The following is a 26,266-nucleotide window of genomic DNA, read 5'->3' as shown; positions in this document are numbered from 1 at the left end:
CGCAAAGATATAATGATTGGAATATTTTAATTTGACTAACGGTTTGAACTGAGGGTTTTATTCCCTCAGTTTCATACATATGAAATTTCAAACATGGGGGTTATCACAGTGACGACAGGAGAAAAAATTACTGTAACGAATGGTGTTATGAATGTACCGAACAATCCAATTATTCCTTTTATTGAAGGGGACGGAATTGGACCGGATATTTGGGCTGCTGCATCTCGTGTATTAGAAGCGGCTGTTGAAAAAGCTTATGATGGTGAGAAGAAAATTGTTTGGAAAGAAGTGCTTGCAGGGGAAAAAGCATTTAATAAAACAGGCGAGTGGTTACCAGAAGAGACTTTAAATGAAATTCGCGAATATTTAATTGCAATTAAAGGCCCGCTTACAACTCCTGTTGGTGGTGGTATTCGTTCTCTAAACGTAGCACTTCGTCAAGAATTAGATTTATACGTATGTCTACGTCCAGTTCGCTACTTTGAAGGTGTTCCTTCACCTGTAAAACGTCCGGAAGATACTGATATGGTTATTTTCCGTGAAAATACAGAAGACATTTATGCTGGTATTGAATATGCACAAGGATCGCCAGAAGCTCAAAAAGTACTTGAATTCTTAAAAGAAGCAATGGGTGTAAATAAAATTCGCTTCCCAGAAACATCAGGAATTGGTATTAAACCAATTTCAGAAGAAGGGACAAAGCGTCTTGTTCGTGCTGCAATTCAATATGCAATTAACGAAAATCGTTCTTCAGTTACTATTGTTCACAAAGGTAACATTATGAAGTTTACAGAAGGTGCTTTCAAAAACTGGGGTTATGAAGTAGCGGAACAAGAATTTGGCGATAAAGTATTTACTTGGGCTGAATATGACCGTATTGTTGAAAAAGATGGTAAAGATGCAGCGAATAAAGCGATGGCAGTAGCTGAAGAAGCTGGTAAAATCATCGTAAAAGATTCTATTGCAGATATCTTCTTACAACAAATTTTAACACGCCCACGTGAGTTTGATGTTGTTGCAACAATGAACTTAAATGGCGATTATATTTCTGATGCACTTGCAGCGCAAGTAGGTGGCATCGGTATTGCACCTGGTGCAAACATTAACTATGTTACTGGACATGCTATTTTTGAAGCGACACATGGTACAGCTCCAAAATATGCAGGTTTAGATAAAGTAAATCCATCTTCTGTTCTTCTTTCAGGGGTATTATTATTAGAACATCTAGGTTGGAATGAAGCTGCGAAATTAGTAACTGCTTCAGTGGAAAAAACAATTGCTTCAAAAGTGGTAACATATGACTTCGCACGTCTAATGGATGGTGCAACTGAAGTGAAATGTTCCGAATTTGCTGATGCACTTATTAACAATATGGATGTAGCAGCAATCAAAAACGCATAATCAAAGTGGGGGAGAAATTATGACAATCAAACGCAAAAAAGTATCAGTCATCGGTGCAGGATTTACAGGAGCAACAACAGCGTTCTTACTAGCTCAAAAAGAGCTTGCAGATGTTGTGTTAGTGGACATTCCACAGCTGGAAAATCCAACAAAAGGAAAAGCGTTAGATATGTTAGAAGCAAGCCCTGTACAAGGTTTTGATGCTAACATTATCGGCACATCTGATTACGCAGATACTGCTGATTCTGACGTTGTTGTTATTACAGCAGGTATCGCACGTAAACCTGGTATGAGCCGTGATGATTTAGTAGCGACAAACTCAAAAATTATGAAAAGTATTACGCAAGATATTGCAAAACATTCACCGAACGCAATTATTGTTGTGTTAACAAATCCAGTTGATGCAATGACATATTCCGTATTTAAAGAAGCGGGATTCCCGAAAGAACGCGTTATCGGTCAATCGGGTGTATTAGATACAGCTCGTTTCCGTACATTCATCGCACAAGAATTAAACCTTTCTGTAAAAGATATTACAGGATTCGTTCTTGGTGGACACGGTGATGACATGGTACCTCTTGTACGTTATTCTTATGCGGGTGGTATTCCGTTAGAAACATTAATTCCAGCGGATCGCTTAGAAGCAATTGTAGAGCGTACACGTAAAGGTGGCGGAGAAATCGTAGGCTTACTAGGAAATGGTAGTGCATACTATGCGCCAGCTGCTTCTTTAGTTGAGATGACTGAAGCGATTTTAAAAGATCAACGCCGTGTATTACCAGCTATCGCGTACCTTGAAGGTGAATATGGCTATAGCGACCTTTACCTAGGTGTACCAGTAATTCTAGGTGGTAAAGGAATCGAAAAGATTATTGAATTAGACCTTCTTCCTGAAGAAAAAGCAGGATTAGATCGTTCTGTAGAATCTGTACGCAATGTTATGAAAGTTCTTGTTTAAAATATAAGTTAGGAAAAAGATTCGGGATCCCGAATCTTTTTCCGCTATTTAGCGGATTATTTTCTTGGAATAATATGAAAACGCTATCATTATTTGTATCCTATGATGGAAATGTAGATTGTAATATACCTTGCCCTCATTATAGTAGCGCTTCGGATAATATATCGCTTTTGGTAGGATAATAAAATAAAACTTTTCTCAGTATAGGAGATCCTGTTATCTTGCTATTTTCTTTGAATCTTTTGGAATAGTAAGGATAAGGTATATCTGCAAATAGGGAGATAAAGTAAAAATTGGGGGGATTGTAACGTGTTAAAGAAAAAAGTTCAAATTGGTCGTCGAATGGATGAAATTACAGTAGGAGAAAAATTATCCATCACTGAGAAGATTGAGGATAAAGACCTGTTATTGTATTTAGGGTTAACAAACGATTCAAATCCATTATATATCCAGCATGATTACGCATCCCAAACTCCGTATGAAAAACCGATTGTGCCAAGCATTATGTTAACCGGTATGATTACAACAGCAGTTACGAAATATTTACCAGGTCCAGGTAGTCATGTTGTTAGGAAAGACCTTACTTTTGTAAAGCCGGTACATCATTATGAAACATTGCAAATTCATTTTGAAGTTGTAGCGGTTTCGGGGGAGGAGCACACGATTGAGATGCGTGTATTCGCTTATGATGAAAAAGAAGAAGTGGTTGTAAAAGGTGTAGTAACGGTCGCGCCGCCTTATAAGTCAGCTTCCATTTTAGAAAAAGCGTTAGATAACTTTTAGAAAAATGAATAGGGAATGTAGATTATAATTAAAAATAGCTCTAACAGATGATAAATTATCTGTTAGAGCTATTTTCTTTGGAGGTTATAAAATATAAGAATAGCTAAAGTGTTGCTTAATGAAAGAATCCTGCTAGGAATCCATCTTTGAAATCAGAGCAACCTGTTCTTAATATAATCTTATCCAGCTAATAGACAATTCTATTGAGAGGGGAATTGTTTTCTAGTATGATGAGAATAGTGGGGAAACACTAGGATGAAGAAGGTTTCAAGTCTATTACTTGGAGGAAAAGAATGAGCAATCGAATTTTAGTCGTTGATGATGAGGAGTTTATCTTAACTTTAATTGAATTTAATTTACAACAAGCAGGATTTGAGGTCATAACGGCGATGGACGGTGAAGCAGCGCTTCAGAAAGCAACAACGGAACGTCCAGATCTAATTATATTAGATTTAATGCTTCCGAAAATGGATGGTATGGAAGTGTGTAAAGAATTACGTTTGCAGCGCATTATGACACCTATTTTAATGTTGACGGCAAAAGATGATGAATTTGATAAAGTGTTAGGTCTTGAACTTGGGGCGGATGATTACATGACAAAGCCATTTAGCCCAAGGGAAGTTGTTGCCCGTGTGAAGGCGATTTTGCGTCGTACAAAATTACAAGATGAACAAGTTCCAGAAGTGCAGGATGAAAATAGTATTACGATTACAGATTTAAGGATTTTACCTGAATTTTATGAGGCGTATTTCCAGGGAGAAAAGTTAGAGCTAACGCCAAAAGAATTTGAATTACTCGTATATCTTGCAAGGCATAAAGGGCGTGTTTTAACACGTGATCAGTTATTAAGTGCTGTATGGAATTATGATTTTGCAGGTGATACAAGAATCGTTGATGTTCATATTAGTCATTTGCGAGATAAAATTGAAAAAAATACAAAAAAACCAGTATATATTAAAACAATTCGTGGATTAGGTTATAAATTAGAGGAGCCAAAGGGAAATGAATAAATTTCGCTCGAGGCTTCTCTTTACATTTGTTTCTCTTATTGTCTTTATTTTAGTTGGACTAGGAGTACTCTTAGAAACAGTGTTTGAGAATTATTATATTGATCATGCACAGGAGAGAATGGTAAAAGAGACGAGATATATCGCTTTATTAGTAGAATCAGAAGGAATTGATAACGTTCTAAAAGAACCGAACGTATTTGAAAAGTTAGAAGATCAAATTCCTGCCTCGGTGATATTTACTGATGAAGAGAAGCAGGTCAAGTATAGTAAAAGTAAGAAATCTATATTGGATCAAGCCACCATTGAAGAGCTTTCCTCTGAAACAGCAAAACAAAGAAATAGAGTCATTACGAAGGAAACAAATAAAAAGAATGTGTTTCATCATGCCGTATTTGTTCAAGATGCGCAAGGAAAGCAAGGATATATCATTATACAAAGCATAGTGGAGCCTTTGAAGGATGTTCGCCAAAAAACGTGGGGACTATTAATTGTAGGATTTGTAATTGCTTGTCTTGTTGTTGTCTTTCTTGGTATGAAAATTACAGGGCAGTATATTCGTCCAATTGAATCTGTTACGAAAGTAGCAATTGAATTAGCGAAAGGAAATTATAAGGCTCGTGCTTATGAAAGTCATTCAGATGAAACAGGAATGTTAAGCAAGGCGATTAATATTTTAGCACGTAATTTACAAGAGATGACACTAGAACAAGAAATGCAACAAGATCGTTTACATACACTCATTGAAAATATGGGGAGCGGTATGATTCTGATTGATAGTCGCGGTTATATAAGCCTTGTAAACCGCTCGTATAAAGAGATTTTTCATGTAACAGATGAAGAGTACTTAAATCGCTTATATTATGAATCGTTTCAACATACGGAAATTATTGAACTTGTAGAAGAAATTTTTATGACAGAAGTGAAAGTGCGAAAGCAAATGCTGTTGCCACTTGGGATTGAAAGAAAACATTTTGAAGTATATGGTGCCCCGATCATTGGGACAAATCATGAATGGAAAGGGATTGTTCTTGTATTTCATGATATAACGGAATTAAAGAGATTAGAGCAAATGCGAAAAGACTTTTTAGCAAATGTATCTCATGAACTTAAGACCCCAATTACTTCTATTAAAGGGTTTTCTGAAACATTGCTTGATGGAGCGATGGAAAATAAGCAGTTTTGTGAGCATTTCTTACATATTATTTTAAAAGAAAGTGAACGTATGCAAGGCTTAATTGAAGACCTATTAGATTTGTCGAAGATTGAACAGCAAGGGTTTAAATTGAATATGGGTACTGTTGATGTGAAAGGGCTGCTTGAAGAAATTCACATGGTGTTAGAAAACAAGGCGCAAGATAAAGAAATTTCTTTACAAGTAGATGCACTGAGACATGTTTCTGTTATTGGAGATCCGAGCAGGTTAAAGCAGATCTTTATTAATTTAATTAATAATGCAATTGTATATACGCCAGCAGGTGGCATTGTTTCTGTCCGTTTATCAGAAGATGAATATAGCGCTTATATAAAAGTAACTGATACAGGAATTGGAATTAGTGAAGAAGAAATTCCACGTATTTTTGAGCGTTTTTATCGCGTAGATAAAGCAAGAAGTAGAAATACGGGTGGAACAGGCCTTGGTTTGTCGATTGTGAAACATTTAGTAGAAGCGCATCAAGGGACGATTACAGTGGTTAGTAAAATAGGGGAAGGCACAACCTTTACAGTTGTTTTACCGAAGTCGGCAATTGAGAAGTAGTTGTGAACATCAATTTTTCTTGGATGATAGATATTTACATTATATTAACAATAGCTTCATTAAATATTAATAAAATCCTGTTAATATAATACATGAAAACCCCTTCATCCAAGGAGTAATTTTGGACGAGAATAGTTGCTCTATTCTCGTCACTTCCCTTTTAGTAAACATGTAGTGTCTTTATTGAAAAAAATATCTTTATGTATTTACCAATAGGGTAAGGATATTTTATATGAATGAAGGTATTATGACAGCCTCTCCATTTATATGCCTAAATATATGCAATAGAAAAAACCGTTATTTTTCTTCTCTCTCTTAGTCATGTTAATATAGAGAGAAGGAAAGAACGGTTTTTTTCTATATCAAAAAATCGTTTTAATTTTGTATGGGGAGGTTTCCAATTTGGAAAAAAAAGTCGTATTAGTCGATGGGAATAATATCGCGTATCGTGCTTTCTTCGCGCTGCCGCTTTTAAATAACGACAAAGGTATACATACGAACGCAATTTACGGTTTTACGATGATGCTTATGAGAATATTAGAAGAAGAAAAACCGACGCACATGCTTGTTGCGTTTGATGCAGGGAAAACAACGTTTCGTCACAAAACATTTAGTGATTACAAAGGAGGGCGTCAAAAAACGCCACCTGAGCTTTCTGAACAATTTCCGTTTATTCGTGAACTACTAGATGCATTTCATGTACCGCGTTATGAGTTAGAGAACTATGAAGCGGATGATATTATGGGCACACTAGCGAAAGAAGCGAGTGAACAAGGAGCTCATGTTAAAGTTATTTCTGGAGATAAAGACTTACTTCAACTTGTTTCTGAAAATACGCTTGTATGTATTCCTCGTAAAGGAATTACAGAAGTAGATGAATATACGACAGCATCTCTATTTGAAAAATATAGTTTATCACCAAAGCAAATTATTGATATGAAAGGTCTAATGGGAGATCAATCCGATAATATCCCAGGTGTACCAGGTGTTGGTGAAAAAACTGCCATTAAATTGTTAACGCAATTTGAAACAGTAGAAGCAGTATATGAGAATTTAGATCAAGTGAGCGGAAAGAAATTAAAAGAAAAATTAGAAGCGAATAAAGAGCAAGCACTTATGAGTAAAGAGCTTGCAACAATTATTACAGATGCGCCGGTTACGGTGCATGTGGATGATATCGAATATAAAGGGTATGAAGCGAGTGATGTCATTCCGATGTTCGAGAATTTAGGGTTTACTTCCCTACTAAATAAGCTTGGTGCTACTCCTAAAGAAACAGCTCCAGCTGAATTAGATGATATTTCATTTGATATTGCTGAAGAAGTAACAAAAGAAATGTTACAGCAAGATAGTGCAATCATTGTGGAAGTACAAGAAGATAATTACCATAAAGCGGACATTCAAGGGTTTGGTATTCAAAATGAAAATGGTTGTTATTTCATTCCAAGCGATGTTGCACTAAAATCTGAAGCCTTTACTGAGTGGCTTGCGAATGAAGAAATGAAAAAATATACATTTGATACAAAACGTGCAATCGTCGCACTTAAGTGGAAGGGATACGAGATTCGAGGGATCGACTTTGATTTATTAATCGCTGCTTATTTACTCGATCCAGCTGATACCGATAAAGATTTCCGTGCAGTAGCGAAAATGAAAGAGACGCATGCAGTGAAGTCTGATGAAGAAGTATACGGAAAAGGTGCAAAGCGTGCGGTTCCGGAGCAAGGTGTAGTTGCTGAGCATGTCGCTCGCAAAGTACATGTATTATACGATGTACAGCAAACGTTTGTAGAAGAACTACAGAAAAATGAACAGTATGAACTGTTTACAGAGCTAGAATTGCCGCTTGCTCGTGTGTTAGCTGAAATGGAAGTGAAAGGTGTTACTGTTGATACGGAACGCTTACGTAATATGGGAGATGAACTTGCTGGAAGACTCGCGGAAATGGAACAAGAAATTTATGAGCTTGCAGGAACGGAATTTAATATTAATTCTCCAAAACAGCTCGGCGTTGTTCTATTTGAAAACTTAAACTTACCGGTTATTAAAAAGACGAAAACAGGGTATTCCACATCAGCTGATGTGCTGGACAAATTAATGGATCATCATGAAATTATCCCTAAAATTTTACATTATCGTCAATTAGGGAAGTTGAATTCGACGTATATTGAAGGGTTGCTAAAAGTTGTTCATGACGATTCGTCTAAAATTCATACGCGTTTTAATCAAGTGTTAACCCAAACAGGGCGATTAAGTTCTACTGAGCCAAACTTACAAAACATCCCGATTCGTTTAGAAGAAGGCAGAAAGATTCGTCAGGCATTCATTCCATCGAAAAAAGATTGGGTGATATATGCGGCGGATTATTCACAAATTGAGCTGCGTGTATTAGCAGACATTGCGAAAGATAAAGGGTTAGTGGAAGCATTTCAGCATGATATGGATATTCATACGAAAACAGCAATGGACGTATTTGGTGTTGGAAAAGATGAAGTAACATCGAATATGAGACGTCAAGCGAAAGCAGTTAACTTCGGAATTGTATATGGTATTAGTGATTATGGACTTTCACAAAATTTAGGAATTACACGAAAAGCGGCAGGGGAATTTATTGAAAAGTACTTTGAAAGTTTCCCAGGTGTAAAAGAATATATGGATGAGATTGTACAAGAAGCGAAGCAAAAAGGATACGTTTCTACATTATTAAATCGTCGTCGTTATATTCCGGAAATTACGAGTCGTAATTTTAATTTACGCAGCTTTGCGGAGCGTACTGCGATGAATACACCAATTCAAGGTAGTGCAGCGGATATTATTAAAAAAGCGATGATTATTATGGCGGATCGTCTAGAAGAAGAAGGATTACAAGCTCGTCTTCTCTTACAAGTACACGATGAATTAATCTTTGAAGTGCCAAAAGAAGAAGTAGAAAAACTAGAGAAGCTTGTACCTGAAGTGATGGAGCATGCGATTGAACTTGCTGTTCCGTTAAAAGTTGATTATTCTTCCGGTCCAACTTGGTATGACGCAAAATAAGGAAGTGATTGAATGCCTGAACTACCAGAGGTTGAAAATGTTAGAAGGACACTTGAAAATCTTGTAACGGGAAAAACAATTCAAGATGTGATTGTAACATATCCAAAATTAGTAAAGCGACCAGATGACGCGGAGCTCTTTAAAGAAATGTTACGTGGTGAAACGGTTGAACGAATTGAGCGCAGAGGTAAGTTTTTACTTCTTTATGTAACAAAGTACGTTATTGTTTCACATCTTCGTATGGAGGGGAAATATTTACTTCATGAGGGCGATGATCCAATTGATAAACATACGCATGTGCGTTTCCAGTTTACAGATGGTACAGAGTTACACTATAAAGATGTAAGAAAGTTTGGAACGATGCACCTCTTTAAAAAGGGTGAAGAGTTTACTCAAATGCCACTTGCTGATTTAGGACCAGAGCCATTTGATGCTGAACTAACACCAGCGTATTTACAAGAGCGATTGCAAAAGACAAGCCGCAAGATAAAAGTTGTATTGCTCGATCAAAGTCTTTTAGTAGGGCTTGGGAATATATATGTAGATGAGGTATTATTCCGTTCTGGGATTCATCCAGAACGAGAGGCTTCATCTTTAACGAAAGTGGAAATAGAAAAGATTCATGCGGAAACCGTCGCGACATTAGCTGAAGCGGTTGAACGAGGAGGAAGCACGATCAGAACGTATATCAATTCACAAGGGCAAATCGGTTCGTTTCAAGAGCTTCTAAATGTATATGGAAGAAAAGATGAACCATGTGTAACTTGTGGTACTGTAATTGAAAAGACAGTTGTTGGTGGACGTGGCACGCATTATTGTCCTGTTTGTCAGCCTAGAAGCTAAAAAAGCAATTTTTTTCAATAACATCGGATAGGCATTTGTCATATACATACAGCAAAGCTATGTATAGGGAAGGAGCTTACCGATGTATCATTATTTCTCACTTATTTTATTAGCTTTTACATTAAGCTTAGATAGCTGTAGTGTAGGGCTTACTTATGGACTAAGGAGTGTGCGGATTCCGTTAAAATCGATAGTAATCATTGGAGTTTGTTCGGCGGCAGTGATGCTTCTATCTATGGGGATTGGGCATATGATTGCTAAAGTGTTTTCTCCAATTATTGCGACACGTATCGGTGGACTTGTTCTTATAGCAATTGGGGCGTGGGTACTATATCAATTTTTTCGGAGCGACAGAAAAGATGAACCGCAGCAAGAAGAGAAAGTTTGGAAATTAGAAATTGCTTCGCTTGGATTAGTTATTCAGATTTTACGAAAGCCGACTGTTGCTGATTTTGATAAATCAGGAACAATCTCTGGTGGAGAAGCGTTACTTCTTGGTATCGCTCTTTCGGTGGATTCATTTGGAGCTGGAATTGGTGCATCCTTACTTGGGTATGCACCAGCCATGATGGCGGTATTAGTTGCTGTTATGAGCTCTTTGTTTTTATTTATCGGAATGAGATTAGGAACTGTTTTATCAAATATGCGGTGGTTACAAAAATTTACGTTCCTGCCTGGGATTTTGCTCATTATTATTGGGATTTGGAAAATGTAAGTAAAGGCGTGGAACATAAGTTTCACGCTTTTATTATTGAGGAGGAAGAAGAATGACAATTGTAATTGGATTAACCGGAGGCATTGCAAGTGGGAAAAGCACAGTTTCACAAATGTTTCGTGAGCTAAACATCCCTGTAATTGATGCGGATATGATTGCAAGAGAAGTTGTAGAACAAGGTAAGGATGCATATAAAGAGATTGTAGATGTGTTTGGAAAGGAGGTTGTACAAGCAGATGGAGAGCTGGATCGCCAAAAATTAGGAAGTATTGTATTTCATAATGAAGAAAAACGATTGCATTTAAATAAAATCGTTCATCCTGCTGTTCGTAATGAAATGAATGCACAGAAGGATATGTACATAAAAGAAGGTGTGCAAGCGATTGTGCTAGATATTCCACTTTTATTTGAAAGTAAGTTAACGGCAATTGTGGATCAAGTTTTACTTGTCGCTGTTAAGCAGGATGTACAATTAGAACGTTTAATGAAACGTAATGCATTTACAGAAGGAGAAGCGAAAGCACGCATTGATTCGCAAATGCCTTTAGCGGAGAAGGTAGCATTAGCGGATAAAATCATTCATAATGATGGCACAATTGATGAGACAAAAGCCCAATTAAAAGACATTTTAAAAGAATGGAGCATTATTGACTAAAAAATTGTGAAATTAATGAAAATGTTTAGTGACATATCTCCTTTTTGTGTTATACTATTATTGGGATTGGAGATAAATAGTATAACGCATTCAAGGGGGATAACAGATTATGAATCGTGTGGCAATTAATGGATTTGGACGTATTGGGAGAATGGTATTTCGTCAAGCGATAAAAGAAAGCGCATTCGAAATTGTAGCGATCAATGCAAGCTATCCATCAGAAACATTAGCGCATTTAATCAAGTATGATACAGTTCATGGCAAGTTTGACGGAACAGTGGAAGCATTTGAAGATCATTTACTAGTGGATGGGAAAATGATTCGCCTTTTAAACAACCGCGATCCAAAAGAATTGCCTTGGAAAGAATTAGGTGTTGAAGTTGTAATTGAAGCAACTGGTAAATTTAATGCAAAAGAAAAAGCGATTCTTCACGTAGAAGCTGGGGCGAAAAAAGTTATTTTAACAGCACCTGGTAAAAACGAAGATATAACAGTTGTAGTTGGTGTAAATGAAGACCAATTAGATATTACAAAACATACTGTTATTTCAAATGCATCTTGTACAACGAACTGTTTAGCGCCTGTTGTTAAGGTGTTAGATGAGCAGTTCGGAATTGAAAACGGTTTAATGACAACCGTTCATGCTTATACAAATGACCAAAAAAATATTGATAACCCACATAAAGATTTACGAAGAGCACGTGCATGTGGACAGTCTATTATTCCTACAACAACGGGTGCTGCGAAAGCGCTAGCAAAAGTTCTTCCACATTTAAATGGAAAACTTCATGGTATGGCACTTCGCGTTCCGACACCAAACGTGTCTCTTGTTGATTTAGTAGTAGATGTAAAACGTGATGTAACAGTTGAGGAAATTAATGAAGCATTTAAAACTGTTGCAAATGGTGCAATGAAAGGGATTATAGAGTTCAGCGAAGAACCTCTTGTTTCCATTGATTTTAATACAAATACACATTCTGCTATCATTGATGGTCTATCGACAATGGTAATGGGTGAGCGTAAAGTGAAGGTACTTGCTTGGTATGATAACGAGTGGGGCTATTCTCGACGCGTTGTAGATCTTGTGACGTTAGTGGTTGATGAATTAGCAAAACAAGAAAATATACAACACATTTAATGTAAATAAAAAGAAGGCAAGCGATTGCTTGCCTTCTTTTTAATTTTTTTTCTGAAAAGGAAAAAAATTATATAAGTATATGTTTTTGTTGTTACATACCTAGAACCATTGTGATTACTGTGTTTGTGAATCTTTTCTTTTTTTTTGGGAAAAGTAAAGAAGAGAATATGAGGAAAAAATCGAAAAAACTGTTGTTGCAAAATGAAAATAAACAAAGTATACTAACACTCGTAAACTTAAGAGCTGAGGTACGTAGTCACTGCTTAAAGGGTTAGGACCTCTCTGGACTAACTTTCCCCCGTGGTAGTGGAGCAAGCCAAATTGCAAATTAGTTTTCAATTCGAACAGTTAGATTAAATTTATGAGGGGGAACTGTAGAATGGATACTATGGATACGATGGGTCGTCACGTAATCGCTGAACTTTGGGATTGCGATTTCGACAAGCTTAATGATATGCCGTTTATTGAACAATTATTTGTGGATGCAGCACTAAGAGCAGGTGCTGAAGTGCGTGAGGTAGCTTTCCATAAGTTTGCACCGCAGGGTGTAAGTGGAGTTGTAATCATTTCAGAATCTCACTTAACAATTCACAGTTTTCCGGAACACGGCTATGCGAGTATTGATGTTTATACTTGCGGGGATCGTATTGATCCAAATGTTGCTGCAGAATATATTGCAGAAGGTTTAAATGCGAAAACGCGAGAGAGCATTGAGCTTCCTCGAGGCACAGGTAGCTTCGAAATTAAGCATAGGGAAACAAAAGCTCTTTAAAAAAGAACATAATTGATTTAAAATGTAAAGAGGTGTATAATGCACCTCTTTTTAGTTTATATAAAATGAAGTATTGATAAGTAGTTAAAGTAGTGAGCAAATAAAAATGGTTATATAATATTGGATATATATTTTCACGTGTAGGTGAATGAAAGAGAGTAAAGATTACATTGTAAGGGAGTGAATGAGTTGCGTTGTCCAACCTGTTTTCATAATGGTACAAGAGTATTGGATTCACGTCCGGTAGACGAGGGACGCTCGATTCGAAGAAGGAGAGAGTGTGAAAGTTGCTTAAACCGATTTACGACATTTGAAAGAGTGGAAGAGCCACCTCTTATTGTTGTAAAAAAAGAAGGAACACGAGAAGAGTTTAATAAAGAAAAGATTTTACGTGGACTAATTAAAGCTTGTGAAAAAAGACCCGTATCGCTAAAACAATTAGAGGAAGTAACGCAAAATGTAGAGCGTGAACTTCGAAATCTAGGTATATCAGAAGTGAAAAGCGATATGATTGGTGAAATCGTGATGGAAGCACTGCGAGATATTGATGATGTTGCATATGTACGTTTTGCTTCTGTATACCGTCAATTTAAAGATTTAAACGTATTTATTGAAGAACTAAAAGATATACTGCAAAAAGAAAGAGAGTAAAGTGAAACTCGAAATTGCGATAAATTCTTCTCTTCGTTTCTTTGTGGGATGATGTGAAAAAGAGCTAGAAGCGGAGGCTATTAGCTCTTTTTCACTAAGAGGCTATTATTATATAGAATGTGATGAGATAGAATGGACGAAAGAAAGGAATTGCAAGGATGGAAAAACAGTCATGGCTGGAGCTATTGCCAATTGATCGTTATAAAGTAAGTGCAAAAGGGTTGCTACATAGCTATGATCGGAAGGTATTAACGATGTTATATCAACCATTAGTAGGTAGCAAAGCTTTCAGCTTATACATGACGCTATGGGGAGAGCTAGAACAGGATCGTGTGTTTGGAAAAGAGAATACGCACCACTCTCTTATGGTAACGATGCAAATGCAGCTTCCGGAAGTGTATGAAGAGCGGGTGAAATTAGAGGCGATTGGGCTTTTAAACGTATACATTAAAAAAGAAAAAGATATTCGAATGTTTATATATGAATTACAGCCACCGTTAACTCCGAAACAATTTTTTGATGATATTGTTCTAAGTATTTTCTTGTACAACAGATTAAGCCGAACGAAATACAATCAAGTAAAACAATATTTCTTAGAAGAAGAGTTCGACTTTGCTTCGTATGAAAATGTTACGCATTCTTTTAATGATGTATTTGGTTCATTTAACCCAGGACAATTTGAGCATGCGCAAGAAGAACTTCGTATTCCGAAGACAACAGTTATGCCTGGAAATGAAAAGGGAACTGCACCTGAGGTCTGGAATGATTTCTTTGATTTCTCCTTATTTGTAGATGGTTTATCGACACTTGTTCCCAAAAAGGCAATTACAGATCAAATACGTGAATGTGTGATTACGCTAGCTTACGTATATGGTGTCGATGTGATATCCATGCAAAATATTGTTCTTGGCGCGATGACAGAGCTGCAAACGATTGATATGGAAAGACTTCGGAAAGGAGCGCGTGATTGGTACCAATTTGAAAATGGTCAAGCGCTTCCTGTGTTAAGTGAACGAGTGCAGCCTCATTCTGCACGTACGATGAAAGAGAAAGAACCGTCTACGCAAGAAGAGATGCTTATTAAACAGCTTGAGGAAATTTCACCGAAACAATTATTAAAAGAAATTTCGGGCGGAGCAGAAGCGACAAAAGCGGACTTGCAAATTGTAGAAGAAGTGATGATGAGCCAGAAACTGACGCCAGGTGTTGTTAACGTACTTATTTATTATGTTATGCTTCGTTCTGATATGAAACTCGCTAAAACATATGTTGAAAAAATTGCTGGGCACTGGGCGCGAAAAAAGGTCGGTACAGTATCAGAAGCAATGGCCTTAGCAAAAGAAGAGAATCGTCAATATCAAGAATGGGCTGAGACGAAGAAAAAAGGTCGTACATCTAAGAAAACTGTGCGGAAAGAAATGGTACCAGATTGGCTTAAGGAACAGCCGGAAGAAGAGCAGAAAGAACAATCGAAAAACCGTCCAAGTGTAGTCGAAAAACCGAACAAGTTAGAAGAAGAACGTAAGAGATTGGAAGAAGAGTTAAAAAAATATAAGCGTGATTAATAAAAGAGAATGAACGCTCTTTGAGGTGAAAGAATGGAGCATATTCAAAATTCATTTGCAAAGTTGATGCAGAATGAAAATTTTAAAAATAGATATGAAGTGTTAAAAGCGGAAGTTATGGCACACCCGCGTGTGAAAGAGTTTATTGAGGAACATAAAGGTGAAGTAACAACTTCTATGATAGAACGAAGTCTTGTGAAACTGTATGAATACATTGGACAAAGTGTTGGGTGCGGAGATTGTCCGAACTTGGAATCATGTAAAAATATGATTCAAGGGTATGAACCAAAATTGGTTATTCAAGGTAAGATGATTGACATTCAATATGATCGTTGCGTACGAAAAGTAGCTTACGACGAAAGAAAGAAACAAGAGAAGCTGATTCAAAGTGTATATATGCCAAAAGATATATTGCAGGCTTCTATGTCTTCGCTTGATTTATCCGATGGAAACCGTTTTGAGGCAATCCGCGCTGCGAATGAATTTTTAAGTGCGTATAAGCCAGGGGAAAAAGTACAAGCGTTGTACTTCCATGGACCGTTTGGCGTTGGGAAAACGTTTGTTTTAGGTGCAATTGCTAATGAACTGGCGCTACGAAAAGTAAGTTCAATGATCGTATACTTACCAGAGTTTTTACGTGAAATTAAAAGTTCTATCCAAAATAATACGATTAGTGAGAAGATTGATGCGGTAAAGTATGTTCCAGTATTGATGTTAGATGATATTGGAGCGGAGGCGATGTCTAGCTTTGTACGTGATGATGTCCTAGGTGCTATACTGCAATTCCGTATGTTGGAAAACTTACCGACGTTCTTCACATCTAACTTTGATTTTAAACAATTAGAACATCATTTAACATATACACAACGTGGGGAAGCAGAAGAAATGAAAGCGGCCCGTATTATGGAACGTATTAGATACTTGGCGAAGCCAGTTTCAATTGGTGGGAAAAATCGCCGCCATACGTAAAGAGCAAGCGCTATGCTTGCTCTTTTTTTGTTATAGTGTTTGTTTCTTTTCGAAAATGAGATCGAAATATTCGGGGCGTCCTTGCCAGCTATTCCAGGGGAGAAAACTTGTACGAATCTTCAGTCTTCTTTCGTATACTTTGTAATAATTTCTTGGTAATGTTCTGCAGGTGTAGATCTAATAAAACCTGGTTTTAGTTTGATTGTTACAAACTTATATTCGAACATTGTATCCCGCCTTCAATAACTTAATGGTTAAATTTTACAATTAAATAGTATCGTTACGCTGAAAATTCATACGAGCTTGTATCATTTTTTTCTCCCCCCCTTAATATATATAAAATTAGCAAGAAATATCGAGTGAAGACTTTCAGTGATAGGTGATTTATTTCTACTTAGAGTGAGGCTTCACGAATCGGACTCTTATGGGATTTGTGTCTTACTTATTTTTTGGTAAGAGATTACTGTCCTTTAGAGCGGGGATAAAAGGGGGGACAAGAGTGATTGAAATTTGCTTCGAAGAAAAAAATGATGCTGTGTATGTATATCAACAACTAATGAAGAGAACGGAAGAGCCGTATAAAGAAACGAGTGTTTACCTATATGAGCAGAAGGTTATTATTCATATACCGATATGTGATTCGCATTATATTGAGAAAGTTTTGATACCAGTACTTCTATATTTCATTGTAAATATAAAGCAAAACGAGTGGCTTCGTGTCATCTTAAAAGAGAAGTTTTTCTATGAAGAACATGAAGAATGCCATCAAATTATACATATGGCACATGCGATTTTAAAGGGGAAACGAAAAGGGATTGCTCGTGATTTAACACGTAATAAAATCGAAAACCATGTTATGTCTTCATTAAAAGGTTGGCTTAATGATCCATTGTCATTTTCCTTCTCGTCGTATGTTCGCTTTCGTTTGCGCACATACAGGGAGATGGTAGAACGGCTGGCAGAATTGGCGATTGACGAATATAAAATGGAGCAAGAATATCAAATGTTTATTGAAATGCTTCGTCAGCAAGTAAGTAGTCGGAAGTCGAGATTACCTTGTTTGCACCTTGTGTTCGATGAAAGTTTTATTTTTTATGATGAAAAAGGGATACGTTTAAAACAGGAAAGATTGGTTCAATATATAGATGAAGAATTAATTGCTCAAAAAGATGTATACATTGATACGAAAGTAATCGCACCGCTTCTTTCTATTTCACCGAAAATGATTTATTTATATACGAAAGAACAAGATCATAATATGATTGTTACCCTTCGAAATGTATTCCAAGAACGAGTTCAATTATGTGCTTTGCATGAATTTGAACACAACGTGAAAAATTTAAAAAATAAAGGGAACGCCCTTGATTTTCTAAGTTTTTGAGCATATAATTACCTACATAAATGAAATATATTGAAATGTCACGATGAGGACAAGAGTAATTTGCTACGATTCTCAGAGAGGGAAGCCTTAGGGTGTGAGCTTCCTAGTACGGGTGTATTACTTACCACCTCTAAACTTTAGCAGTGAACGTTTTTTCTAGTAATTGCTAACGGACAACACCGTTATGTTGAACTTGAGCAATTAGCAGTTTTGTTAATTGGAACAAGGGTGGAACCACGAATTCAACACTCGTCCCTTTTTACGGGATGAGTGTTTTTTATTTTGAGAAAAAGAGGAGTGACCAGTGATGGCAGATGTAGTTAAAATTACTTTCCCTGATGGAGCTGTGAAGGAGTTTCCAAAAGGAACAACAACTGAAGAAATCGCAGCTTCTATTAGCCCAGGCTTAAAGAAAAAAGCTGTGGCTGGTAAATTAAATGATGAGATGATTGATCTTCGTACACCAATTGAAGAAGATGGTGCAGTTTCAATCATTACATTAGATTCTGAAGATGGCTCATACATTTTACGCCACTCAACAGCCCATCTTTTAGCACAAGCGTTAAAACGTTTATATAAAGATGTGAAACTTGGTATCGGTCCAGTAATCGAAAATGGTTTCTACTACGATATCGATATGGAAGAAGCAATTACAGTTGAAGACTTCCCGAAAATCGAAAAAGAAATGCAAAAGATTGTGAACGAGAACTTAGAAATCGTTCGTCATGAAGTACCACGCGCAGAAGCGCTTCGTCGTTACGAAGAAATCGGCGATGAGCTGAAATTAGAATTAATTAACGATCTTCCAGAAGATGCAGTTATTTCTATTTATGAACAAGGCGAATTCTTCGACCTTTGTCGTGGTGTTCATCTTCCGACTACAGGAAAAATGAAAGTATTTAAATTATTAAGCGTTGCAGGTGCTTACTGGCGCGGCGATAGCAATAATAAAATGCTACAACGTATTTACGGTACTGCATTCGTGAAAAAAGCAGAATTAGATGAGCACTTGCGTATGCTTGAAGAAGCGAAAGAGCGTGACCACCGTAAATTAGGTAAAGAGTTAAAGCTATTTACAAATAGTCAAAAAGTAGGACAAGGTTTACCACTTTGGTTACCAAAAGGTGCAACAATTCGTCGTATTATCGAGCGTTACATTGTTGATAAGGAAGCAAGCTTAGGATATGACCACGTATATACTCCAGTACTAGGAAGCAGAGAGCTGTATGAAACTTCTGGTCACTGGAATCACTATCAAGATGGCATGTTCCCAGCAATGGAAATGGATAATGAGCAATTAGTGCTTCGTCCAATGAACTGTCCTCACCATATGATGGTTTATAAAAATGATATCCACAGCTATCGTGAATTACCAATCCGTATTGCGGAACTTGGAACGATGCACCGCTATGAAATGTCTGGTGCACTATCTGGATTACAACGTGTACGCGGAATGACTTTAAATGATGCACATATTTTCGTTCGTCCAGACCAAATTAAAGAAGAATTAAAACGTGTTGTAAACTTAACTTTAGAAGTATACAAAGACTTCGGTTTAGAAGATTATTCATTCCGTTTATCTTATCGTGATCCAGAAGATACTGAGAAGTATTTTGATGACGATCAAATGTGGGAAAAAGCACAATCTATGTTAAAAGAAGCGATGGATGAAATGGGTCTTGATTACTATGAAGCTGAAGGTGAAGCGGCATTCTATGGTCCGAAACTTGATGTTCAAGTTCGTACTGCACTTGGAAAAGACGAAACACTTTCAACTGTACAATTAGACTTCTTACTTCCAGAGCGCTTTGAATTAACTTATGTTGGTGAAGATGGTAAACCTCATCGTCCAGTTGTTATTCACCGCGGTGTTGTATCAACTATGGAACGTTTCGTTGCTTTCTTAATCGAAGAGTACAAAGGTGCATTCCCAACATGGTTAGCGCCAGTTCAAGTACAAGTCATTCCAGTTTCTCCGCAAGTACACTTAGACTATGCGAAGAAAGTACAGGAAGACTTACAACGTGCTGGTATCCGTGTTGAAGTAGATACTCGTGAAGAGAAAATTGGTTATAAAATCCGTGAAGCACAAATGCAAAAAATTCCGTACATGCTTGTAGTTGGTGACAATGAAGTTACTGAAAATGGCGTAAACGTACGTAAATATGGTGAACAAAAATCAGAAACAATCGCATTAGATGCGTTTGTTGATATGATTAAAGTAGAAGGAAAACGCTAAAAAAGTCGCGGCATGCCGCGACTTTTTCTTATATTTTGTAATACGCAAGTACGGTGACTAGAACTAGAAATAATAACCATACAATACTTCTCGTAAAAAAGTATTGCATGTATTCGTGTTGTTTGTTACAATATTTCTTGTTGTTAGTAAAACACGTCATCTTGACAGACGTTATGTCCTATGGTAAACTCATCAAGGATAATAGAATATTGTTTTGTGGAACAAGTAGAAGCACCCGCTTCTCACCTGATTGACGCATTCGCAGTTAGCAGGTAAATGTATTTCTTACTTAAGATCTTACAAGTGTGGGTGCCGTATGCCCGCACTTTTTTTGTTCGGGTTCTATGACTACAAAACGTGTTCTGAGAAAACCTTGGAGGTGGCTTACTATTAGCAAGGATATGATGATTAACGAGCAAATTCGTGCACGTGAAGTACGTTTAGTTGGTGCAAATGGTGATCAGCTTGGCATCAAGTCTCGTAATGACGCTTTAGACTTAGCTGCAAATCTTAATCTTGATTTAGTATTGGTTGCTCCAAATGCGAAACCGCCAGTATGCCGCATTATGGACTACGGTAAATTCCGCTTTGAGCAACAAAAGAAAGAAAAAGAGCAGCGCAAAAATCAAAAAGTAATCAGCATGAAAGAAGTTCGTTTAAGTCCAACAATTGATGAACACGACTTTAACACAAAACTTCGTAATGCTATCAAGTTTTTAGAGAAAGGCGACAAGGTTAAAGCGTCAATTCGCTTTAAAGGACGTGCCATTACTCATAAAGAAATCGGTCAACGTGTTTTAGATCGCTTCTCAGAAGCTTGTGCTGAAGTTAGTACAATTGAATCTAAGCCTAAAATGGAAGGACGTAGTATGTTCTTAGTTTTAGCACCGAAAAACGATAAGTAATAGATAGAGGAGGAAATACCTATGCCTAAACAAAAAACTCATCGCGGCGCTGCAAAGCGTTTCAAAAAAACTGGATCTGGTAAACTTAAGCGTTCACACGCTTACACAAGCCATTTATTCGCTAACAAATCTACAAAAGCTAAACGTAAACTACGTAAAGCTGGTGTAGTAAGCGCTGGTGACTTCAAACGCATTCGTCAAATGCTTGACAACTTAAAATAAGTTCGGTTGATATATAGAACAAATAGGAGGTAATATTATGCCAAGAGTAAAAGGTGGTACGGTTACTCGTAAACGTCGTAAAAAAGTTATAAAATTAGCAAAAGGTTACTACGGTTCTAAAAATACATTATTTAAGGTTGCTAACCAACAGGTTATGAAATCTTTACTATATGCATTCCGTGACCGTCGTCAAAAGAAACGTGACTTCCGTAAATTATGGATCACTCGTATCAACGCAGCTGCTCGTATTAACGGTCTTTCTTACAGCCGTTTAATGCACGGTTTAAAAGTTGCTGGTATCGAAGTTAACCGCAAGATGCTTGCTGACTTAGCTGTTCATGACGAAAAAGCTTTCGCTGAATTAGCAACAGTTGCAAAAAACAACTTAAACTAATTATTCAAAAACCTTAGAAGAATTTTCTTCTGAGGTTTTTTTATTTTTACCGAAATGGAAGAGGAAAAGATTAACGGACGTATTGTTATCGATATGAAAAAAGAATCTTAATATAATGTGTCAAGAGCTATGGGAAAATCCTCTAGCTTTTTCGATATAATATTACATAGATTTTTTTGAAAATTTTTAAATAAATGGTAGATTTAGGTATAACATTGTACTAATATGTAAATGAAAACCTTTTCAAAAACCGAGTGAGGGAGGAGTTCATTTGAAAGCAGCTGTCGTAAACCAATTTAGAGAGAAATTAGAGGTAAAGGATGTCCCAAGGCCAAAAGCAGGAATGAATGAGGTGCTTGTACATATTCAAGCATGTGGTGTTTGCCATACAGATTTACATGCAGCGCACGGTGATTGGCCAGTAAAGCCGAAACTGCCATTAATTCCAGGGCATGAAGGTGTTGGGATTGTGGAAGAAGTAGGTGAGGGGGTTACTCATCTTAAAATAGGGGATCGCGTTGGTGTACCATGGTTATATTCAGCATGTGGACATTGTGAATACTGTTTATCCGGTCGTGAAACACTTTGTTTGGATCAGCATAATGCCGGTTACTCCGTTGATGGGGGTTATGCAGAGTATTGCATCGCAGCAGCTGATTATGTCGTGAAAGTACCAGAAAACTTAAGTTCTGTGGAGGCGGCTCCTTTATTTTGCGCAGGTGTTACAACTTACAAGGCATTAAAAGTATCAGAAGCGAAACCCGGACAATGGGTAGCGATTTTTGGAATTGGTGGGTTAGGTCATTTAGCGATGCAGTATGCAAAAGCGATGGGATTACACGTAGTAGCGGTTGATACAGTTGATGAAAAACTTGAACTCGCAAAAGAACTCGGTGCAGATTTAGTTGTAAATCCATTAAAAGAGGATGCTCCGCTTTGGATTCATGAAAAGGTAAATGGCGTACACGCTTCTATTTGTACAGCGGTATCTAAACCAGCATTTGATCAAGCGTATCGTGCAGTTCGCCGCGGCGGTTCATGTGTAGCGGTAGGCTTACCACCAGAAATGATGGAAGTGCCGATCTTTGATACCGTACTAAACGCGGTGAAAATTGTGGGCTCTATCGTTGGAACACGTAAAGACTTACAAGAAGCACTCCAATTTGGTGCAGAAGGAAAGGTGAAAGCAATTATAGAAACACGTCACCTTCATGAAATTAATGAGATTTTTACCGAAATGGAAGAAGGAAAGATTAATGGACGTGTTGTGCTGGATATGACAAAATCAATATAAAAGTTGTAACGATATAGAAGAATATATAGTAAAAAGTCGGAGGAGCTTCCTCTGGCTTTTTTACTGTCGTTCAATCATACAGAAAGGTGGCTTTCCTAGTAGAAACGACACTGCTATAATGGAAAGATGATATACAACGTTCATCGTATGTAGAAAATGAATGAAACGTATTAATGTTTTAGGGACAAGCTATTTAATAGAGGTATAGGAAGCTGTCCTGTTAATAAGAGATAGAGGATTTTGATTTATAAGTATTACAATTAATATGAGATGAAACAACATTGTTTTTTTATGCGATGTTGGAGGAGGAATAGAATAGAATGGATTTACTACAACTATTTAAATTACAAAAAGAATTAGATGACCGTATTGTGAAAGAACATGAGTTACAACCGAAAAAATTACTGAAAGAAAAAATGTTAGCTTTACTTGTTGAAATTGGAGAACTGGCAAATGAAACACGTTGCTTTAAATATTGGAGTAAAAAGCCAGCAGCTGAGCGTGAAGTTATACTTGAAGAATATGTAGATGGATTACATTTTATTTTATCAATTGGGATTGACTTAGGAATCGATAAAAATTTCCTGTTTTATAAATGTGCACAAACGAATAAAACACAAGTTGAAATTTTCTTAGACACATATGCGAAAGTGATTCGCTTTACAGATCAACCGTCTATTACAAATTATATCGAACTATTTACAAGCTACCTTCGCCTTGGACAAGCTCTTGAATTTGGCCAAGAAGAAATTGAAAAAGCGTATTTAGATAAAAACGAAGTGAATCATCAGCGTCAAACGCAAGGATACTAAGTTGATTTTTGAATATTTCAATTTGCTTTTGTATAATAAAGTGACTGAAGAAAAAGGAGGGTGTTGGCAATGACAAAATTAGACGCGACATTGACAATGCTAAAAGAATTAACAGATGCACGTGGCATTGCAGGTAACGAACGCGAACCACGTGAAGTAATGAAGAAGTATATCGAACCGTTTGCAAGTGAAATTTCTACAGATAATTTAGGAAGTTTAGTTGCGAAAAAAGTAGGGGAAGAAAACGGTCCGAAAATCATGGTAGCTGGCCATTTAGATGAAGTTGGCTTTATGATTACGCAAATTGATGACAAAGGTTTTCTTCGTTTTCAAACGGTTGGTGGCTGGTGGTCACAAGTTATGCTTGCACAGCGTGTAACAATTGTAACGCGCAAAGGGGATGTAACAGGTATAATCGGTTCAAAACCACCGCATATTTTACCAGCAGAAGTTCGTAAAAAGCCGGTTGATATTAAAGACATGTTCATTGATATCGGTGCTTCTAGTAAAGAAGAAGCGATGGAATGGGGCATACGACCAGGGGATCAAGTTGTACCGTATTTTGAATTCCAAGTGATGAATAATGAAAAGATGTTGCTTGCAAAAGCCTGGGATAACCGTATTGGTTGTGCAATTGCAATTGATGTATTAAAACAATTAAAAGATGAGAAGCATCCAAACGTTGTTTATGGTGTTGGAACTGTACAAGAAGAAGTAGGTCTTCGCGGCGCGAAAACATCTGCACATTATATTAAACCAGACATCGCGTTTGCAGTAGATGTTGGTATTGCTGGTGATACACCAGGAGTAACAGATAAAGAAGCGCAAAGTAAAATGGGCGATGGACCACAAATCATTTTATATGATGCATCTGTAATTGGACATACAGGTCTTCGTGAATTCGTAATTGATGTTGCGGATGAATTAAAAATTCCATATCAATATGATTTCGTACCTGGTGGCGGAACAGACGCAGGAGCAATTCACGTTTCTGTAAACGGAATCCCGTCTATGGCAATTACAATTGCAACTCGCTACATTCACTCTCATGCGGCAATGCTACACCGTGATGATTATGAAAATGCAGTGAAACTTATTGTAGAAGTTATCAAACGTCTAGATAAAGAAACTGTACATAATATTACATTTAACTAATAAAAAAAGCGAAGGGATGTCCCTTCGCTTTTTTGTGTTTAAAAAGGCCTTTCTAATCCAGCGGCAGTATGTGCTCCTAAAATAATTAAACGCGTGAGCTGCATCGCCATAAAGTGAGGGGTATAGATCATGCCTCGTTTCAACCAAGACATAATCATTCCGATATGTGCCCCCGTTACATAACTAATCAGAATATCCCGCGGAACCATAAGTTCTTCATCGTCTGGCTGTGAAATAGACAGACTTAACGTTAAATGTGTTTGAATGGTTTTCATCATTTTATAAGAAAAATTTCCGGCTGCTTTGTCTCCGAGCATTACATTGTAAAAGGTAGCATTCTCAGCGATGTGTTCAAATAATGCTAGAAAAGTTGGATGTGGAGAATCAAAGGTAAGCTGAAAATCTTCTTTCTTTTGTTTCTTAGGTTTAATTATTTCAGTTAACGTTGTTAGCATTTCCTCTATATTTTTATCTAATAAATCGTATTTATCATGATAATGGCTATAAAATGTAGCACGGTTCACAGGAGCACGCTCAGCGATGTGCTGCACTGTTACATTCTCAAAGCCTTTTTCGCCTACTAAAGCGACAAAAGCATCCTGTATTAGCTGTCTCGTTCGTTTTACACGCGGATCATTTGTATTTTTAATAGACATTTTTACTGCTCCTTGCTGAATTTTATTAACTTAACCAACACATATATAGTTTAGTGTTGGTTAAACGACATTCATACCCAAATTGTCGGTTGTAGATTCGAAATAATTATTTATAATTATAAACGATATTCCTTTAGAAAACAGCACCACGCACATGCAGGGAAAGAATGGTTTTGCATGGCAAAAGGTGTGCTTTTTTTGTTTAATGGTTAATATAATTAACAATTAAACAGTATAAACAAAAGGAGTGGAAATAGTTTAGAAAAAATTATATGCGATATAAGGAGAGGAAAGCAATGAATCAGTTTCGAAGAATGGTGATTATTAATATTATCACATTAATTGTATTAGTTAGCGGTGGTATTGGCGGTTATTACTACTACAATCAAGCTGAAAACTATTTAAAAACAGAAAATGCAAAAATCGACGGGAAAGTAATCCCGATTGCATCACCAGTAGCAGGTAAGCTAACAGAATGGAAAGCAGAAGTAGGTAAGAACTACAATGAAAATGATAAATTAGGTGCCGTTTCTGCACAAGGTCCAAATGGTGAGCAAACGATAGATGTAACAATTCCGAAGACTGCAACGGTTGTTCAATCAAATGCAACAACAAATGCGTTCGTTGGAGCAGGTAACCCGATTGCATATGCGTATGATATGAGTGATTTATGGGTAACAGCAAATATTGAAGAAATAGATATTGATGATGTACAAAAAGGTCAAGAAGTAGATGTATATGTAGATGCATATCCTGACACAACATTAACAGGAAAAGTAGAACAGGTTGGATTAACAACAGCAAATACGTTCTCTATGCTGCCATCAAGCAATGCGACAGCTAACTATACGAAAGTGACACAAGTTGTACCAGTTAAAGTTTCTTTAGATCATAGCAAATCAGTAAATATTGTTCCTGGAATGAATGTGACAGTTCGTATTCATAAGTAAGGGGGA

Annotated in this window: 24 protein-coding genes and 2 other annotated features; of the genes, 23 read left to right on the top strand and 1 reads right to left on the bottom strand. The window is 37.0% G+C overall.

What is annotated here, in order from left to right; all coding sequences use genetic code 11:
- Positions 1-108 precede the first annotated feature (108 nt).
- The 22 genes from icd (at position 109) to AZF08_RS04400 (ending at position 24,654) form a co-directional block, all read left to right on the top strand.
- Complete coding sequence (gene icd, locus AZF08_RS04510) at positions 109-1,401, top strand: NADP-dependent isocitrate dehydrogenase (RefSeq protein ID WP_033678288.1); 1,293 nt, start codon at positions 109-111, stop codon at positions 1,399-1,401.
- A gap of 19 nt (positions 1,402-1,420) precedes the next feature.
- Positions 1,421-2,359: a malate dehydrogenase gene (gene mdh / locus AZF08_RS04505; protein ID WP_033678285.1), complete on the top strand. Its 939-nt coding sequence runs from the start codon at positions 1,421-1,423 to the stop codon at positions 2,357-2,359.
- Positions 2,360-2,668: 309 nt separating this feature from the next.
- The gene (locus AZF08_RS04500) at positions 2,669-3,142 is read left to right on the top strand and encodes a MaoC/PaaZ C-terminal domain-containing protein (protein WP_033672870.1); all 474 of its coding nucleotides are present in this window, start codon (positions 2,669-2,671) and stop codon (positions 3,140-3,142) included.
- A 293-nt stretch (positions 3,143-3,435) separates the two neighbouring features.
- Positions 3,436-4,152, top strand: coding sequence for a response regulator transcription factor (locus AZF08_RS04495; protein ID WP_033672869.1), 717 nt, complete (start codon positions 3,436-3,438; stop codon positions 4,150-4,152).
- Positions 4,145-5,908: a two-component system histidine kinase PnpS gene (pnpS, locus tag AZF08_RS04490; RefSeq protein ID WP_033672868.1), complete on the top strand. Its 1,764-nt coding sequence runs from the start codon at positions 4,145-4,147 to the stop codon at positions 5,906-5,908. The genes AZF08_RS04495 and pnpS overlap by 8 nt, the downstream gene beginning before the upstream one ends.
- A gap of 402 nt (positions 5,909-6,310) precedes the next feature.
- Positions 6,311-8,944 carry a DNA polymerase I gene (gene polA / locus AZF08_RS04485; protein WP_033672867.1) on the top strand — a complete coding sequence of 878 codons (2,634 nt, stop codon included), beginning with the start codon at positions 6,311-6,313 and terminating at the stop codon, positions 8,942-8,944.
- Positions 8,945-8,956: 12 nt separating this feature from the next.
- Positions 8,957-9,787: a DNA-formamidopyrimidine glycosylase gene (mutM, locus tag AZF08_RS04480; RefSeq protein WP_033672866.1), complete on the top strand. Its 831-nt coding sequence runs from the start codon at positions 8,957-8,959 to the stop codon at positions 9,785-9,787.
- A gap of 82 nt (positions 9,788-9,869) precedes the next feature.
- Complete coding sequence (gene ytaF / locus AZF08_RS04475) at positions 9,870-10,502, top strand: sporulation membrane protein YtaF (RefSeq protein WP_033672865.1); 633 nt, start codon at positions 9,870-9,872, stop codon at positions 10,500-10,502.
- A 52-nt stretch (positions 10,503-10,554) separates the two neighbouring features.
- Positions 10,555-11,157: a dephospho-CoA kinase gene (gene coaE / locus AZF08_RS04470; protein ID WP_033672864.1), complete on the top strand. Its 603-nt coding sequence runs from the start codon at positions 10,555-10,557 to the stop codon at positions 11,155-11,157.
- 109 nt (positions 11,158-11,266) lie between these two features.
- Entirely contained in the window at positions 11,267-12,295 is a 1,029-nt protein-coding gene (locus tag AZF08_RS04465; RefSeq protein ID WP_033672863.1) for a glyceraldehyde-3-phosphate dehydrogenase, read from the top strand.
- A 388-nt stretch (positions 12,296-12,683) separates the two neighbouring features.
- Complete coding sequence (speD, locus tag AZF08_RS04460; RefSeq protein ID WP_006096185.1) at positions 12,684-13,067, top strand: adenosylmethionine decarboxylase; 384 nt, start codon at positions 12,684-12,686, stop codon at positions 13,065-13,067.
- Between the two features lie 189 nt (positions 13,068-13,256).
- Positions 13,257-13,718, top strand: a complete 462-nt coding sequence (nrdR, locus tag AZF08_RS04455) for a transcriptional regulator NrdR (protein ID WP_001203688.1) — start codon at positions 13,257-13,259, stop codon at positions 13,716-13,718.
- A gap of 158 nt (positions 13,719-13,876) precedes the next feature.
- A complete protein-coding gene (locus AZF08_RS04450) occupies positions 13,877-15,283 on the top strand; it encodes a replication initiation and membrane attachment family protein (RefSeq protein WP_033672862.1) in 1,407 nt (468 codons plus the stop codon).
- A 33-nt stretch (positions 15,284-15,316) separates the two neighbouring features.
- Positions 15,317-16,252 (top strand): primosomal protein DnaI, encoded by a 936-nt coding sequence (dnaI, locus tag AZF08_RS04445; RefSeq protein WP_033672861.1) that lies wholly within the window; start codon positions 15,317-15,319, stop codon positions 16,250-16,252.
- Between the two features lie 499 nt (positions 16,253-16,751).
- Entirely contained in the window at positions 16,752-17,633 is an 882-nt protein-coding gene (gene ytxC / locus AZF08_RS04435; RefSeq protein ID WP_033672860.1) for a putative sporulation protein YtxC, read from the top strand.
- A 31-nt stretch (positions 17,634-17,664) separates the two neighbouring features.
- Positions 17,665-17,893: a binding site (T-box leader), on the top strand.
- 47 nt (positions 17,894-17,940) lie between these two features.
- Positions 17,941-19,872 carry a threonine--tRNA ligase gene (gene thrS, locus AZF08_RS04430; RefSeq protein WP_033672859.1) on the top strand — a complete coding sequence of 644 codons (1,932 nt, stop codon included), beginning with the start codon at positions 17,941-17,943 and terminating at the stop codon, positions 19,870-19,872.
- Positions 19,873-20,089: 217 nt separating this feature from the next.
- Positions 20,090-20,210: a sequence feature (ribosomal protein L20 leader region), on the top strand.
- A 63-nt stretch (positions 20,211-20,273) separates the two neighbouring features.
- A complete protein-coding gene (gene infC, locus AZF08_RS04425; RefSeq protein ID WP_000973214.1) occupies positions 20,274-20,777 on the top strand; it encodes a translation initiation factor IF-3 in 504 nt (167 codons plus the stop codon).
- Positions 20,778-20,798: 21 nt separating this feature from the next.
- Positions 20,799-20,999: a 50S ribosomal protein L35 gene (gene rpmI / locus AZF08_RS04420; protein WP_001125945.1), complete on the top strand. Its 201-nt coding sequence runs from the start codon at positions 20,799-20,801 to the stop codon at positions 20,997-20,999.
- A gap of 37 nt (positions 21,000-21,036) precedes the next feature.
- Positions 21,037-21,393 carry a 50S ribosomal protein L20 gene (rplT, locus tag AZF08_RS04415; protein ID WP_033672858.1) on the top strand — a complete coding sequence of 119 codons (357 nt, stop codon included), beginning with the start codon at positions 21,037-21,039 and terminating at the stop codon, positions 21,391-21,393.
- Positions 21,394-21,664: 271 nt separating this feature from the next.
- On the top strand, positions 21,665-22,687 hold the full coding sequence (gene adhP / locus AZF08_RS04410) for an alcohol dehydrogenase AdhP (protein WP_033672857.1): 1,023 nt from the start codon (positions 21,665-21,667) through the stop codon (positions 22,685-22,687).
- 320 nt (positions 22,688-23,007) lie between these two features.
- A complete protein-coding gene (locus AZF08_RS04405; RefSeq protein WP_033672856.1) occupies positions 23,008-23,499 on the top strand; it encodes a dUTP diphosphatase in 492 nt (163 codons plus the stop codon).
- 69 nt (positions 23,500-23,568) lie between these two features.
- A complete protein-coding gene (locus AZF08_RS04400; RefSeq protein ID WP_033672855.1) occupies positions 23,569-24,654 on the top strand; it encodes a M42 family metallopeptidase in 1,086 nt (361 codons plus the stop codon).
- 38 nt (positions 24,655-24,692) lie between these two features.
- Here the strand turns inward: AZF08_RS04400 and AZF08_RS04395 are convergent, their stop codons facing one another.
- Entirely contained in the window at positions 24,693-25,310 is a 618-nt protein-coding gene (locus AZF08_RS04395; RefSeq protein ID WP_033672854.1) for a TetR/AcrR family transcriptional regulator, read from the bottom strand.
- Between the two features lie 296 nt (positions 25,311-25,606).
- Here AZF08_RS04395 and AZF08_RS04390 point away from each other — a divergent pair, with 296 nt between their 5' ends.
- Complete coding sequence (locus AZF08_RS04390) at positions 25,607-26,260, top strand: HlyD family secretion protein (RefSeq protein WP_033672853.1); 654 nt, start codon at positions 25,607-25,609, stop codon at positions 26,258-26,260.
- Positions 26,261-26,266: the final 6 nt, after the last annotated feature.

Origin of the sequence: Bacillus gaemokensis (genome assembly GCF_001590835.1) — a bacterium.
Classification (GTDB): Bacteria; Bacillota; Bacilli; order Bacillales; family Bacillaceae_G; genus Bacillus_A; species Bacillus_A gaemokensis.
Note: the sequence above shows the minus strand (reverse complement) of the source record. Positions and strands in the feature narration are given on the sequence as shown.

Coding starts and splice junctions, on each gene's coding strand:
- dnaI (WP_033672861.1), top strand. CDS start 15,317: ATGGAGCATATTCAAAATTCATTTGCAAAGTTGATGCAGAATGAAAAT.
- pnpS (WP_033672868.1), top strand. CDS start 4,145: ATGAATAAATTTCGCTCGAGGCTTCTCTTTACATTTGTTTCTCTTATT.
- mdh (WP_033678285.1), top strand. CDS start 1,421: ATGACAATCAAACGCAAAAAAGTATCAGTCATCGGTGCAGGATTTACA.
- AZF08_RS04405 (WP_033672856.1), top strand. CDS start 23,008: ATGGATTTACTACAACTATTTAAATTACAAAAAGAATTAGATGACCGT.
- infC (WP_000973214.1), top strand. CDS start 20,274: ATGATGATTAACGAGCAAATTCGTGCACGTGAAGTACGTTTAGTTGGT.
- AZF08_RS04390 (WP_033672853.1), top strand. CDS start 25,607: ATGAATCAGTTTCGAAGAATGGTGATTATTAATATTATCACATTAATT.
- AZF08_RS04495 (WP_033672869.1), top strand. CDS start 3,436: ATGAGCAATCGAATTTTAGTCGTTGATGATGAGGAGTTTATCTTAACT.
- rpmI (WP_001125945.1), top strand. CDS start 20,799: ATGCCTAAACAAAAAACTCATCGCGGCGCTGCAAAGCGTTTCAAAAAA.
- speD (WP_006096185.1), top strand. CDS start 12,684: ATGGATACGATGGGTCGTCACGTAATCGCTGAACTTTGGGATTGCGAT.
- AZF08_RS04395 (WP_033672854.1), bottom strand. CDS start 25,310: ATGTCTATTAAAAATACAAATGATCCGCGTGTAAAACGAACGAGACAG.
- rplT (WP_033672858.1), top strand. CDS start 21,037: ATGCCAAGAGTAAAAGGTGGTACGGTTACTCGTAAACGTCGTAAAAAA.
- thrS (WP_033672859.1), top strand. CDS start 17,941: ATGGCAGATGTAGTTAAAATTACTTTCCCTGATGGAGCTGTGAAGGAG.
- coaE (WP_033672864.1), top strand. CDS start 10,555: ATGACAATTGTAATTGGATTAACCGGAGGCATTGCAAGTGGGAAAAGC.
- ytaF (WP_033672865.1), top strand. CDS start 9,870: ATGTATCATTATTTCTCACTTATTTTATTAGCTTTTACATTAAGCTTA.
- mutM (WP_033672866.1), top strand. CDS start 8,957: ATGCCTGAACTACCAGAGGTTGAAAATGTTAGAAGGACACTTGAAAAT.
- AZF08_RS04400 (WP_033672855.1), top strand. CDS start 23,569: ATGACAAAATTAGACGCGACATTGACAATGCTAAAAGAATTAACAGAT.
- AZF08_RS04450 (WP_033672862.1), top strand. CDS start 13,877: ATGGAAAAACAGTCATGGCTGGAGCTATTGCCAATTGATCGTTATAAA.
- AZF08_RS04465 (WP_033672863.1), top strand. CDS start 11,267: ATGAATCGTGTGGCAATTAATGGATTTGGACGTATTGGGAGAATGGTA.